Genomic DNA, 13,949 nt, shown 5'->3' with positions numbered 1-13,949 from the left:
ATGACGAAACTTGCCGTAAATCTTTCTATGATTTTTACTGAAGTGCCGCTACTTGAGCGCTTTGCACTGGCCAGACAACACGGCTTCCAGCATGTTGAAATCCAGTTTCCGTATGAACTGAGCATTGCGCAGATTCAAAGCCAGCTAACCTTGCATGAACTGACGCTGTGCCTGATTAATGTTCCGGCCGGAGATTTAATGCAAGGCGGCAACGGGCTGGCCGGTGTGCCGGGCAAGGAAATCGAGTTTCGTCATGCCGTTGAACAGGCCATTGAATACGCGGTTGCACTCAAAGTGCCAAGTGTCAATATTCTGGCTGGTAAACAGCCCCAGGATGCCGATCTGCTGCCTTGCCTCAGAACACTGGCCGAGAACCTGAAAATGGCCAGCCATATGCTTAGCAGCCAGCAGATCCAGCCGGTAATGGAAATGATTAATGGCACCGACATGCCGCGCTTTTTAGTACAGAACATTGCCCAGGCCCAAGAGATGCTTGAAGCGGTGCAACATCCGGCGCTAAAAATGCAGTATGACTGCTATCACATGGCCATGATGGGTGAAAACGTACTGGAAGGACTGATCGAGAATATCCAACAGATTGGCCATATCCAGTTTGCCGACTGCCCGGGTCGTCATGAACCGGATACCGGCGATATTGCCTTTGCGGAAGTGTTTGACTGGCTCAAACACAGTGACTATGCAGGCTATGTGGCGGCGGAATATCGACCGAGCAAAGATTCAGCAAATTCCTTTGCGTGGAAAAACAAATACTTTGCCGAATATCAATAATTCGGCACTGTCATAGATTTGAAATTTAGGCTCAAAGCCGCTATATTAGACAATGAATAATTGTCAGGAAATTATACCCTTTATGAATTTAGAACCATCGCCCGGCGCTTCTAATTCTCACGATCTCGCAATGACTTCCCCAAACAATGACGTACACGCTTGCCTGCAAGTTGTGCGCGATGCCCTTGAAGATGTAAAAGCCAAAGAAATTGTTGAGCTTGATGTTAGCAGCATCAGCAATGTTGCAGATGCTATTGTGATTGCTAGCGGCACCTCAACCCGTCATGTTAAATCTCTTGCTGACAACGTTGCTGAAGAAGCACGTAAAGCAGGCTTCCGCCCGATTGGTATGGAAGGTGAACGCGATGCTGAATGGATCTTGATTGATCTGGGTATCGTGGTGGTACATGTCATGCTTCCAACTGCCCGTAAGTTCTACGACCTAGAAAGCTTATGGCGTACAGCACCTGAATCTGTAAACTAAGATTTCCCAAAAAGCGACCTGAAGGTCGCTTTTTTATTGGGTCAAAATAAGAGCTGGTCACAGCTGAATCCAGACACCGACTGATTTTTCCACTTCCCAATAGCTGAACTTAAACCTCTCGGCAGTGCTTCTCGATCTCCCCCCAACCCAAAGATTGAATCGTATGTAATAAAAGATTCTATTTAGTCACAGATATTAAAAAATCCCCCTCAATCGAGGGGGATTTTGAACGCGGGTATCGGACGTCTTAGTGACCCGTACCGTTAATCGCTTTGGTCATGTCTTCAACCACTTTCTTGGCATCACCGAAGACCATCATAGTCTTGTCGTTATAGAACAGGTCATTGTCCAGACCTGCATAACCAGTCGCCATTGAGCGCTTGATCACCATAATGGTACGTGCTTTATGTGCTTCCAGAATTGGCATACCGTAAATTGGCGAGTTTGGATCGTCTTTGGCTGCCGGGTTGACTACGTCGTTGGCACCTATCACCAATACCACATCCGTTGCCGGGAAGTCCGAGTTAATCTCGTCCATTTCCAGAATGTCTTCATACGGCACGTCGGCTTCAGCAAGCAAGACGTTCATGTGACCTGGCATACGACCCGCCACCGGGTGAATCGCAAAACGCACCGTTACACCCTGCTCTTTCAGCAAGTTGGCCAGTTCTTTCACCGCATTTTGCGCACGGCCTTGTGCCATACCATAACCCGGCACAATCACCACGCTGTCCGCATTGGACATTAAGAAGCCAGCATCATCTGCAGAACCTGAACGGTAGTTACGCTGTACCTGCTCACCCGCACCTGCGGTAGGCGCTGCCGCCCCACCCATCGCACCACCAAACAAAACGTTGATGATTGAACGGTTCATGGCTTTACACATGATGTACGACAGAATTGCACCTGATGAACCAACCAGTGAACCCGCCACAATCAGCATGTTGTTTTCCAAGGTAAAACCAATCCCTGCTGCCGCCCAGCCCGAGAAGGAGTTGAGCAGTGATACCACCACCGGCATGTCGCCACCACCGACTGGGGCAATCCAGACCCAGCCAAAGGCTAAAGCCAGTGCGGTCATGGCCCAGAACGAGGTCATGCTACCGCTTAAGAAGAAGTGAATCCCAAAGCCCAGCATGGCAATGAAAATCAGTGCCTGAACCGGTTTAACCCAGCCACCCGAAATGGTCTTGGCCCATTTTTTCGCTGCCAGTTTACCGTAAGCAAATACCGATGCAGTAAAGGTAATCGCACCAACAAAACAGCCCACGAACAATTCAAACAAATGCACTTTGCTCATTTCATGGAAGCTGACGCCATTGGCTGCCAACAGCTCTGGACCCAGTTCAACCAGCTTGTTGTTATGAATAATTGCTGCAATTGCAATTAACACCGCTGCCAGACCGACCAGTGAGTGCATCAGTGCTACGGTTTCTGGCATTTGCGTCATCGGTACGGTACGCGCACGGGCAATCCCGACAATGGCACCCAGAATCATCGCCCCCACAATCATCCAGATAACCGGATGATCCGCCACAAAGAAGGTAGTCAATACGGCAATCGCCATGGCGATCATGCCGTAACGGTTACCAGCAATCGCCGTTTTTGGCCCAGACAGGCCTCGTAAAGTTAAAATAAAGAGGACAGCCCCAATCAGGTAGAACCAATCCGCATAGTCTCGAATAAATTCCATCAATTAGCCCTCTTTTTTCTTTTGTTTTGGTTTAAACATTTCCAGCATACGCGCAGTCACTGCGAAGCCACCGAAAATATTAATACTGGCCAGGAATACTGCAATCGCACCAAGTACGCTCACCACGTTAATGCTCTGGAACTGCACATTGGCATCCACACCTAACACAGGCAAGCCGACCGTTTGAATCATCGCCCCCACGATAATGATCGAAGACAACGCATTGGTTACTGCCATCAGTGGCGTATGCAATGCAGGTGTAACCCCCCAAACCACGTAGTAACCTACGAAAATGGCCAGGACAAAAATTGTAATTGTTTCAACCATGACTGTTCTCCTTAACCTCGTTTCAACAGCACTTGGCCGCCGTGCGTAACCAGTAGGGCTTTTTGAATCTCATCTTCCTGACTGATGGCAAAGTTCTTTTCGCTATCAAAAAGGGTTTCCACAAAATTCAGCACATTACGTGCATACAGCGCCGATGCTTCAGTAGAGACCGTCGACGGAATATTTGGAATACCGAGAATTTTCACGCCATTTTCAGTGACAACGGTTTCACCGCATTGAGAACCTTCAACGTTACCACCCGTTTCTACCGCCATATCCAGAATGACTGAACCCGGTTTCATCTTGGCCACAGTTTCCGCCTTGATTAAACGCGGTGCATCACGACCTGGTAACAGCGCTGTGGTAATCACGATGTCAGCATTGGAAACGGCTTTATCGACAATAATGGCCTGATCTTTGATGTACTGTTCGCCCGGCATCCAGCCATAGCCGTTTTTGGCGGCATCAGCAGCTTTTTGCTGTTCTTCTTCAGACATCGGCACGTCTAGCCATTTCCCGCCCAGAGATTCAACCTGATCTTTGGCAGTTGGACGCAGGTCAGTGGCTTCCACCACCGCACCCAGACGTTTTGCGGTCGCAATCGCTTGCAAGCCGGCAACACCCACCCCCATGATCACGACACGGGCAGGTTTGACTGTCCCTGCTGCGGTCATCAGCATCGGGAACATACGCTGGTATTCAGCTGCAGCCAGCAATACCGATTTATAACCGGCCAGGTTGGCTTGTGAGGACAGCACATCCATGTTTTGCGCACGGGACAAAGTTCGTGGCAATAATTCCAGGGCAAATGCAGACACCTGCTGTGCAGCAAATTGGTCAAGTTCAGTATTGCGGTATGGGTCAAACATTGCCACCACGGTAGAGTTAGGAGCAAGTTTTTGAATTTCCTCACCTTTCGGTGCGCGAACTTTCAAAATTATTTGACTGCCGGTATAGGCATCATCCGTAATTTTGGCACCCACGTGCTCATAGGCGCTATCGATATAGGCAGCTTTTAAGCCTGCACCACGTTCAATAACCACGCTATGACCCGCGTTGATCAACTTCTTTACTGTCTCTGGCGTTGCAGCGACACGATTTTCACCGACGACAGTTTCGGTTGGGATTCCGATCTGCATGAGCGTTCCTCAAGCTAATTTTTCTTAAGTAAACATCGCCAAAACGATGCTTCCCCTCAGGTTATGTTCTTGTTGAATTTTTGGATTCTAATTGAACTTTTTTAAATTACCACCCAATATTTATTTAATAAATACCCATATTTTGAACTGATGATTCATAAAAAGAAGGGTGGCAGATACAATTGATCAGTTTGGCTTTATATTCTTCATGGCCCTGATCTGGAAATAATATGTATAAATTTTCAGCACAGCTCCTGACTTTTTACAGCGAATTGCGTCCTGTTCTGTTTTTTCTTTCCTTAAAATTGATTGTTTTGACAAATCTTATCGTGTAGAGCCGGCTTACAACAGGCTGATAAATACCAATAATGAACGGCTTTTTCGCAGCAAAAAATGAACATCCAGTTCATGATTGGCTGAAATGACATCTTAATCACAGAAGAATCCGCGATAAATTGGTCAAAACTGCCCAATGTTCGGGCAGAAAAGTAAATCCTGCGGCAAATGCACCGATTGGCTAAATGATTTCCTGCCCGCTGATCTGGCCTTAACCTATACATCTGGCGGTAAAAGCGCGATAAAAAATTAAAAGTTTTTTTATTGATCATTTTGCCTGATGATGAATAAAGCAGTGCAACTGCTTAAATTTGCGTATTTTGCACTATTTTTGTGCAACAATTGCCCGCAAGACATCAATAGATCTTTGCCTGAAATAAACCATCTTAAAATTTTCATAAAATGAGAATAAAGCCTATCTTTACACATTCATTTCTTCGAGCAGACAGCTTATACTCAACGCATGAAAATCTGGTGACACCTGCCCTCTTGATTAAATTGCTCTGAATATGTCCATTTCCTTGACCAGAACGCAGTTAGGTTCACTGTTTGCACTATGCGCGGCCTTTTTATTTAGCACCAAAGCTATTTTTATCAAGCAAGCCTACGCACTTTCACCTCTGGTGGATGCCACCACCTTAATGACCCTGCGGATGGCCAGCGCACTGCCGTTTTTCCTGCTGATCTGCTGGTTTAACCGGCATCGCAATACCCAGATTCAGCTGCGCGAATGGATACTGCTCGTGGCTGCCGGGCTGCTCGGCTATTATTTTGCCAGCTGGCTCGACTTTCTGGGGCTCATGTTTATTAGCGCCTCACTGGAACGGATTATCCTGTTTCTGTATCCCACCTTAACCGTTCTAGCCAGCAGCCTGATCTACAAGCAGCGCTTAAGCCTGAAAACGATACTAGCCTTGCTGCTCAGTTATGGTGGAACGGTACTGGTGATGTTACAAGAACAGCAAAACATGCCAGATGGCCATTCCTTCTGGCTCGGTGCCAGTCTGGTATTTGCCAGTGCGGTGGCTTTTGCCGCCTATTTACTGGTGACGCCGCGGCTGATCCAGAAATTTGGCAGCTGGAATTTTACCGGCCTGGCGCTAAGTGTGGCCTGTTTCGGCACCTTACTGCATTATCTGCTGGCCGTACCGGAGCCACTACAACGGCTGAGTCAATTACCGGGCAGCGTCTATGCCTATGGCATTGGACTGGGTATTCTGGTCACGGTGTTGCCAACCATTTTATTAATGCAAAGTATCGAACGCCTGGGAGCCGCTCATTCGGCCATGATCGCCTCTATCGGCCCGATTCTGACCATTGTGCTGGCCACCCTGTTTTTAGATGAATATTTAAATGCCTGGCAATGGCTGGGTTGCGCCCTCAATATCATTGGGGTAATGATGATTAGCCTGTCCAAGAAAAAGCTGATGGCCTGATCCATGATCAGTCAGCTCAGCCTGTTCCGGACTGCTACGCATGTATCTCGCACGTGCAAAAAGAATGTTGCAAATGGTGGTCTTTGGCCGTCATGCTCAGTATTGCCGAAGATGCGATTGAATGAATTAACCTGAACTGGACCTTGTATGAATACCTCTCCCGATATTAGTCAGGATAAAACCCTGCTCTGGCTTATGGCGCTGGCTTGTGGTCTATGTGCAGGGGCCAACTATTATTGCCAGCCGCTGATTAACTCGATTCATACTTATTTTCAGGTGCCGGAATCCCAAGTCGCGCTCACGGTGACGTTTGCCCAGGTGTCCTATGCGCTGGGGCTGTTATTTATTGTGCCGGTTGGCGATACCGTCAATAAAACCAAATTCATTCCACTGCTGATGTTTCTGGCCGCGTTTGGCCTGTTTCTATGTGCTTTTTCAGTGAATCTGCCAATGCTCTGGATTGGCACCATCATGACCGGACTATTTTCCGTGGCCGCGCAGATTCTGATTCCGTTTGCCACCATGTCGGTCAAGCCGGATAAAATGGGCGAAGTGGTCGGACTACTGATGAGTGGTTTACTGGTCGGGATTTTACTGTCGACCAGTCTGGCCGGACTGTTGTCCAATTTATATGGCTGGCAGCTGATTTATATCATCAGTGGCGTGTTGATGATGGGACTGGCGATTATTCTGAAAAAACGCTTGCCACATATTCCGACGGTGCGCATGGCCTATGGCAAAATCCTGCATTCGATGCTGCAACTGATCCGCCAGGAAAAACGGCTGGTCTATCGCGCCCTGATTGGTGCCAGTGCCTTTGCCGCCATGAGCGTGCTGTTTTCCACCATTGCGGTGTTACTTGGCTCCTCTTTTGGCCTGCCAGATGTCGCAGTCGGTTTAGTCACCTTAATTGGGGTATTTGGCGCACTCTCTACCAAAAAAATTGGCAAAATTGCCGACCGGGGTCATGGCAAACTGATCACCTGGGCCGGCCTCTCTTTATTGGCGGTCAGCTGGAGTTTCCTGTATTTCGGCGCGCAGTATTTATGGAGCTATATTATTGGTTTTGGCCTAATTAACCTGGGACTGGCCAGTGTGCATACCAGTAACCAGAACGTGATTTTCCATTTACGCCCCGATGCCAAATCACGCCTGAATGCAGTCTATATGACCAGCTATTTTATTGGCGGCGCCTGCGGTTCTGCACTGGGCATTTACGCCTGGCATCATGGCGGCTGGAGCATGAGCTGTCTGGTTGGTTTAACCCTGGTGCTCTGCTCGGCCTGTTTTGCCTGGTTAGATCAGCAACATCTGCGCCGCCAGCAACTGGCTTAAAACTGTATAAATCGTGCAGGCAGGTTTAAGACACCTGCACCATCGGATAATGTGGCTGGGCCGAATCAATACTGGCCGGATATTCCAGCAGAATCTGAATAAAGGATGGAATTAAGGCAGCAAAAATACTGGTTGCCCCAGCCAGAATGTCACGGTTTAGCAGGCTGTTATAGTTGGCACCGCCACTGGCAAACTGGTGACGCAGACTGTCAAAGCGTTTAAATACCGCCATCAGCAAAGCGACTGACTGTTTATTTTGCAAGGTCTGTTGCAGATCAATCTGCTCTTGGGCAGCGCGCTGCTGCCATTCATCGCGCGTGAGCTGTAAATGCTGATAGGCCCAGAATTCCGGATGGGTATAGGGATGTGCCAACAGGGCCTGAATCTGCTGCTGGTATTTTTCCCATAACACATAATCAATTTTTCGGGTTTCATCCTGCTGGTGCAGAAGCTGAAAAAACTGCTGTAACTGCGCAGCGGATGGACTGGCCGCATCTTCACGGTAAATGGCCTGAAAGGCAATCCATAAACTCATAAATTTAAAATCCAGCTCCTGATCCAGACTCAGGGCTTTTTTAAACCAGCTCAGGCTGCGCTGTATTTTCAGATTAAAATGCACCGAATTTTCATTCTTTTTACTGCGGTAAATTTCCTCAACCACCAGCATCTTTGTTATCCTTTTTCTTGTCTTACTGCATCAATGTAATGGTTTTTTTATTTTGTCTCAACCTTTTGATCCTTCAATTTATTTATTACCCGTCTATTTTCCAGCACAAATAAATCCGAGTATTTTCCTTTTATTTAAATAAAATAAATAAAAAATCTGAAAGCTTAAAATATATTTAAAACACATTTTATCTAGCAGCTACTTAAAATAAAGAAATGTAAAGTTATATATAAAATCACGAAAAATGTAATTACACAAAAGATTACATTCTTAAAAATCCTATGTGGGACAGCCAATTAAAAATGCCGGCTTAAAATCACCGCTTACAACTAAATAAGATGTAACAGAGCCAGGGTTTTTCATGAGATGTTTCATGTTAAAAAGAAGCTATCTGTTTTTCTCAGATGATTTCAGCGCGCTAGCGATAGCGTCGATATCTATAAAAGAGGTGTTCAAATGCAAAATCAAAACAATGGTTCAAACCAACAGCAACAGCAGCCTCAACAGCAAGGCAATCAGCAGCAGCAACAAGACCGTCTGCAGCAACAGCAACCTCAACAACAGCAAAATAACCAGCAACAAGGCAATCAGCAACGCCAGCAAGATCAACAGCAGCAACAGCCTCAACATCAGGGCAACCAGCAGCAACAACAAAACCAGCAACAGCGCCAGCAAAATGATCAGCAACAGGATCAGCTGCGCCAACAACAGCAACAGCCTGGCCAGCAACAAAACCGCCAGCAGCAACAGCAACAACCGCAGCAATATGGTCAACAACGCCATAACCAGAATGCGCAGCAGCAAAACAATCTCTTAGATGATGAAGATATGTAAAACCATTTTTTGTTTTTCACTTATTTTTATTATAAATAATCGAAGGAGATGATCATGGTCAACAATGCAAATGATCCACATGGGTACTGGCGTGACAACCATGCAGATCGTCCTTACTACAATGATTTTAAAAGAGATATCCCAGATATTGATTATGATCGGGACTTATCTTCTGCTTATGACCTCGGTACACGTGCCCGCAGTGAATATGGCACAGATCGCGACTTTGAAAGTTCTGAAGGCGACCTGAAACAGCGCTGGGAAGAGTTTAAAGCAGATTCTCGCTTAAAATGGGAACAGGCCAAGCACGCGATTAAAGATGCCTGGGATAGAAACTAGATTGCCCTCAGTCTGGTTCTAATACGGTTCAGAGTTATAGGTCATTATGACCTATAACTTTTTTATATCTAAGGGTTTTATCTCTGCAGATTTTCTATTTTGGGTTATCTATTTGATTTATATATTCCTATTATTTTTGCTTGACTACTTCAATAATACTCTGACTAATTGCCCGCGACAGCTGTTCCAGTTTTTTCTTTTTGGTGCCATTAAATACACAGCGATAATGATGCAGTTTATTCTGATACGAAATACAGTAAAAAAATGTTCCGACCGGTTTTTCCTTAGTTTCAGAGCCACCACGTTTTAATAAACCGGTACAGCCAACAAAAATATCAGAATCAATGATCTGTTTGGCATTTAAAACCAGCTGTTCTGTCACTTCGGCAGATTCAGGAGAGTATTTTTCCAGGAATTTCTTTGAAATTTTTAAAATACTGACTTTTAAATTGGCGTCATAACAAACCAAGCTGCCATTTAAAATATCGCCTGAATTTTTATTTAATGAAAAACGATAGGCCAGATACCCTGCCGAAGCACTTTCAATAAAGGTGACTTTTAATTTCTTTTTGGCAAGTAACTGGCAGCATTTATTCATTTATATCCATCCTGAATATAATTATTCCTTCCGATTTAAACATAGCTCTTTTTCAGTGCTTTTTTCTGAAAAGTAACATTTCATTTATTTTTTAAAACTAAAAATATAACCCTTTGATTTTTATACCTATAGGTTAATTGCCCATATACATACTTTACATGAAGTCACACAACTCAGGCTTAAGTTTCCAGCCAACTAGATTACTGTTTTCTAGGGTTAAATCATGGAGCAGAATAATGCCAACGGTCGTCAAACAAAGATTATTAGACATACTCAATGATGTGCCTGAAACCTATTTTGATCTGGTGTCCTTTTATTTAGATGCCGATATTGCTCCCACCGCCAAACAACAAAAAGCCCTGTTCAGTTTAAAACATGAAATTGAAACCCTGCCGTTGGCCCTACCCGATTTCCCTCGCCAGCTGGATCAGCTGGAGCACTGGATGATCCAGCATGAACAGCAAGCCCAGCTCGAATTTGAGTATTATTTAAAGCGCCGTGCCTGGGGACAGCCACGCGAATATTTTCACTGCCTGTCCGATGCTTATGAGTTTCTGATCAAGATTGCCCCGACCCAGCGTGCGCAGGCAGCCTGGCTCTACAGTTTTAGCCAGCACTGGGATGACCGGCGCTATACCGAGCTGATTCAGCTGTATCTGCAAGCTCTGGCCTATGGTCACACGCAGCAGCATCAGCTGTATCAGTTCAATGCACTGCTTGAAACCCTGCAGCTAGATAACTTTGTACTCGGTCTGGAAGATGGCTATTTTCATCAGGCTGCAATTCAGCTGGCACTGGCGTACTGCCCTACCGATTTCATGCCTTTGACCTTAGGGTTTCATATTGGCAAACACCTGTGCTCGCTGCATCAGCTGATCATTGCGCATGAACTAAAAGAACTCGGTATTCACACCCGCTGTTTTCAGCCACAGCAGCGTTCAACATCACGGCATACGCCTGTGCTACATGCCATTGCCAGTCTGGCCCCGGACGAAAAACAGCAGGCTCAATATCTGCGCCTGATTCAGCTGGGCTATGCCTTAAGCCAGCAAGGCATGAACGAAGAAAAAATCCTGCAGCGGCTGCATCTGCACGACATTATCCAGAAAATTTTCCAGCATAAAGCCCTGATGGGCAAATTCATTCATGACAATAAATGTATTTTTACCAACCGCAGCATCAACCAATGGCTGGAAACCGTCGAAGGCGTGGATGGGTTTATCCAGCAGCTGCTGGAAACCGACTGGATCCGTTTAGGTCAGGACCCGGAGCAGAGTAAATTCTGGCGTCTGATTCATCAGCAGGAAAGCCAGATGTTCGGGCTGTTTAACCGTACCGAACAGCAGTTTATTTATGACTGGATTCTGGGAGATGCCGCAGTACAGCATCCTGCCCCATCTGCGCTGCAAAGCACGTCGGACCATTTTAAAACCAGCGACCACTTTAATTATATGGCCGAGCTGGAGCTGGAAGAAATTCAGCTCAAATACGCCCAGGCCTCATCTTTTGACGACAAAATCCGGCAGCTATTGCCTTATTTGGCCCCGCATAAATCTGCCAGCGATGCCGGACGCTGGTGTACCCAGCAATACAGCCAGGCCCTTTTCCCGGCGCTGTCGCAGGCGCTCGACTCAATGCATCATAAAAGTTAATTACGGAGAACAGCAACAATGAAAAAAGATCAACAACCGAGTGAAATGGCCGGCGCAGATGCGGCAAACCGACAGAACAGTAATGATAAATCCGTTCAATTAGACCCGTATCGCAGTGATGCGACACAACAGGCGCTCACCACCAATCAGGGCGTTAAAATTGCCGATAACCAGAACAGCCTCAGAGCTGGCATTCGCGGGGCCACCCTGCTCGAAGATTTTATTTTTCATGAAAAAATGACCCACTTTGACCATGAACGGATTCCGGAGCGTATTGTGCATGCGCGTGGCACCGGTGCGCATGGTTATTTTGAAGCCTATCCGGGCAATGAAAAATATACCAAAGCCCATTTTCTAACTACCCCAGAACATAAAACGCCAGTCTTTGTACGCTTCTCGACCGTACAAGGGCCGCGCGGCTCGGCAGATACGGTACGCGATATTCGCGGCTTTGCCATCAAGTTCTATACCCAGGAAGGCATTTATGACATGGTCTGCAACAATGCCCCGGTGTTCTTTATTCAGGATGGCATGAAATTCCCGGATTTTGTGCATGCCTTAAAACCGGAACCGGATACCGAAATTCCAACCGGTGCCAGTGCACATGACACCTTCTGGGACTTTGTTTCGCTGGTGCCAGAAAGCTCACATGCGGTGATCTGGGCCATTTCCGACCGTGGTATTCCAAAAAACTTCCGTAGTATGCAGGGCTTTGGCGTACATACCTACCGCTTTATTAATGCCGAAAACAAATCGGTGTTTGTGAAATTCCACTGGACCCCGAAACAGGGTATGGCCGCCTTGGTCTGGGATGAAGCACAGAAAATTGCCGGGAAAGACCCGGATTATCATCGCCGCGATTTGTATCAGGCCATCGAGAACGGTTTCTATCCGGAATGGGAACTGGGCGTGCAGATTGTGGAGCAGGAAGATGAAATGAGCTTTGACTTCGACCTGCTTGATCCGACCAAGCTGATTCCGGAAGAACTGGTGCCGGTCATTCCGATTGGCCGGATGGTGCTCAACCGCAATATTGACAATTTCTTTGATGAAACCGAACAGGTCGCCTTCTGTCCGGCGCATATTGTGCCGGGAATCGACTTCACCAATGACCCACTGCTGCAGGCGCGGATTTTCTCCTATACCGATACCCAGCTCAGCCGTTTAGGGGGTCCGAACTTCCATCAGCTGCCGATTAACCAGGCCGTGTGTCCGTTTCACAATAACCAGCGCGATGGCATCCATCAAAGCCGGGTTCATCGCGGTCAGGCGGCGTATCAACCCAACTCGATTGACAATGACTGGCCACGAGAAACCCCACCCGCGGCCAAAGGTGGCGGTTTTGAAAGCTATCAGGAACGCATTGACGGGCATAAAATCCGTCAGCGCAGTCCATCCTTTAGCGATCACTTTTCGCAGGTGCGTCTGTATTTCAAAAGCCTGAGCCTGCCTGAACAGAAACACGTGGTCGATGCCTATGTCTTTGAGCTGAGTAAAGTGCAGCGCAAACCTATCCGTGAGCGTGTGGTGCACAATATGCTGGCCAATATTGATGCCAATCTGGCCAAAATGGTCGCCGATAAACTCGGCATTGCACTAGATGAAAGCCAGCTGCCGCCTGATCTACCCGAGGAAAAAACCTCAGCCAAGTTATCCATGACGGCATTTTTACCGCCGAATATTGAAGGCCGTAAAATCGCGGTACTGGTACATCCCCATGCCGCCACCGACAATATTGAGCCGATTCATCAATGGGCCTTAAAAGAAAATGTGATGCTGGATTTTCTGACGCCCACCCCTGCCCCAACCACCACCATTGAAGATGACATGATTCCATCTGATGGGATGCAGCAGGCCGAACCCTCAGTGCTGTATGATGCAGTGATTGTGCTGGATGGCAACAATCTGGATGCCTTTAAGCGCGATGGTGTGGCCTGCCATTATGTGATTGAAGCCTATAAGCATCTGAAACCGGTGGTACTGTTAGGGGATAAAGCCGAGTTGCTGGAGCATCTGCGTCTACCACCAGATGAAGGCGTATTTAGCGATGCCAGTTTCCAGAATGTGGCGGAAGGATTTAAAGAAGCGATTCGTCACAACCGGGTCTGGGCACGTGAAGCCATTGCAGAATCTATTCCGGCTTAATTGTTCTGCACTCATACAAGCCAAACCAACAAAAGGGAAGCCAATGGCCACTGCTGTCCCATAGTTTGCTTTAAATAAAAAAACCTGAGTCCTAACAGTTAAAATATGAGTGCAAACAAACACTTTAACGACCAGGATTCAGGTTTTGTCACATCAGAATACCGTATTTCATGAG

13 protein-coding genes are annotated in these 13,949 nt (G+C 46.9%); 8 read left to right on the top strand and 5 right to left on the bottom strand.

Going from position 1 to position 13,949, the window contains the following annotated elements:
• Together FTU86_RS09285 and rsfS are read left to right on the top strand one after the other, a co-directional pair.
• On the top strand, window positions 1–789 hold the full coding sequence (locus tag FTU86_RS09285) for a hydroxypyruvate isomerase family protein (protein WP_075167476.1): 789 nt from the start codon (window positions 1–3) through the stop codon (window positions 787–789).
• An 82-nt stretch (window positions 790–871) separates the two neighbouring features.
• Window positions 872–1,273 carry a ribosome silencing factor gene (rsfS, locus tag FTU86_RS09280; RefSeq protein ID WP_005180097.1) on the top strand — a complete coding sequence of 134 codons (402 nt, stop codon included), beginning with the start codon at window positions 872–874 and terminating at the stop codon, window positions 1,271–1,273.
• Between the two features lie 247 nt (window positions 1,274–1,520).
• Here rsfS and FTU86_RS09275 read toward each other — a convergent pair whose 3' ends face one another.
• The 3 genes from FTU86_RS09275 to FTU86_RS09265 are packed head-to-tail and all read right to left on the bottom strand — an operon-like array spanning window position 1,521 to window position 4,432.
• Window positions 1,521–2,966 (bottom strand): NAD(P)(+) transhydrogenase (Re/Si-specific) subunit beta, encoded by a 1,446-nt coding sequence (locus tag FTU86_RS09275; protein WP_005180098.1) that lies wholly within the window; start codon window positions 2,964–2,966, stop codon window positions 1,521–1,523.
• A 3-nt stretch (window positions 2,967–2,969) separates the two neighbouring features.
• Window positions 2,970–3,293, bottom strand: coding sequence for a proton-translocating transhydrogenase family protein (locus FTU86_RS09270; RefSeq protein WP_005180100.1), 324 nt, complete (start codon window positions 3,291–3,293; stop codon window positions 2,970–2,972).
• Between the two features lie 11 nt (window positions 3,294–3,304).
• A complete protein-coding gene (locus FTU86_RS09265; RefSeq protein ID WP_075174856.1) occupies window positions 3,305–4,432 on the bottom strand; it encodes a Re/Si-specific NAD(P)(+) transhydrogenase subunit alpha in 1,128 nt (375 codons plus the stop codon).
• A gap of 845 nt (window positions 4,433–5,277) precedes the next feature.
• On the opposite strand from FTU86_RS09265, the gene FTU86_RS09260 reads away from it, so the two are divergent.
• Window positions 5,278–6,204: a DMT family transporter gene (locus FTU86_RS09260; protein ID WP_005180104.1), complete on the top strand. Its 927-nt coding sequence runs from the start codon at window positions 5,278–5,280 to the stop codon at window positions 6,202–6,204.
• Between the two features lie 147 nt (window positions 6,205–6,351).
• Window positions 6,352–7,539 (top strand): MFS transporter, encoded by a 1,188-nt coding sequence (locus tag FTU86_RS09255; protein ID WP_075167480.1) that lies wholly within the window; start codon window positions 6,352–6,354, stop codon window positions 7,537–7,539.
• 25 nt (window positions 7,540–7,564) lie between these two features.
• On the opposite strand, the gene FTU86_RS09250 is transcribed toward FTU86_RS09255, so the two are convergent.
• Window positions 7,565–8,206: a hypothetical protein gene (locus FTU86_RS09250; RefSeq protein ID WP_005180108.1), complete on the bottom strand. Its 642-nt coding sequence runs from the start codon at window positions 8,204–8,206 to the stop codon at window positions 7,565–7,567.
• Between the two features lie 456 nt (window positions 8,207–8,662).
• Here FTU86_RS09250 and FTU86_RS09245 point away from each other — a divergent pair, with 456 nt between their 5' ends.
• Both FTU86_RS09245 and FTU86_RS09240 read left to right on the top strand, forming a co-directional pair.
• Window positions 8,663–9,040 (top strand): hypothetical protein, encoded by a 378-nt coding sequence (locus tag FTU86_RS09245; RefSeq protein ID WP_005180110.1) that lies wholly within the window; start codon window positions 8,663–8,665, stop codon window positions 9,038–9,040.
• Between the two features lie 54 nt (window positions 9,041–9,094).
• A complete protein-coding gene (locus tag FTU86_RS09240) occupies window positions 9,095–9,379 on the top strand; it encodes a hypothetical protein (protein WP_005180111.1) in 285 nt (94 codons plus the stop codon).
• Window positions 9,380–9,509: 130 nt separating this feature from the next.
• On the opposite strand, the gene FTU86_RS09235 is transcribed toward FTU86_RS09240, so the two are convergent.
• Complete coding sequence (locus FTU86_RS09235) at window positions 9,510–9,977, bottom strand: CinA family protein (RefSeq protein WP_104472036.1); 468 nt, start codon at window positions 9,975–9,977, stop codon at window positions 9,510–9,512.
• A 236-nt stretch (window positions 9,978–10,213) separates the two neighbouring features.
• On the opposite strand from FTU86_RS09235, the gene FTU86_RS09230 reads away from it, so the two are divergent.
• Together FTU86_RS09230 and katE are read left to right on the top strand one after the other, a co-directional pair.
• A complete protein-coding gene (locus tag FTU86_RS09230; protein ID WP_180048499.1) occupies window positions 10,214–11,629 on the top strand; it encodes a hypothetical protein in 1,416 nt (471 codons plus the stop codon).
• 18 nt (window positions 11,630–11,647) lie between these two features.
• Complete coding sequence (katE, locus tag FTU86_RS09225; protein ID WP_016658604.1) at window positions 11,648–13,774, top strand: catalase HPII; 2,127 nt, start codon at window positions 11,648–11,650, stop codon at window positions 13,772–13,774.
• Window positions 13,775–13,949: the final 175 nt, after the last annotated feature.

The sequence above is a fragment of the Acinetobacter sp. YH12155 genome (genome assembly GCF_013418255.1).
GTDB classification, from domain to species: domain Bacteria; phylum Pseudomonadota; class Gammaproteobacteria; order Pseudomonadales; family Moraxellaceae; genus Acinetobacter; species Acinetobacter indicus.
This window is presented reverse-complemented; position numbering and strand designations above follow the sequence as displayed.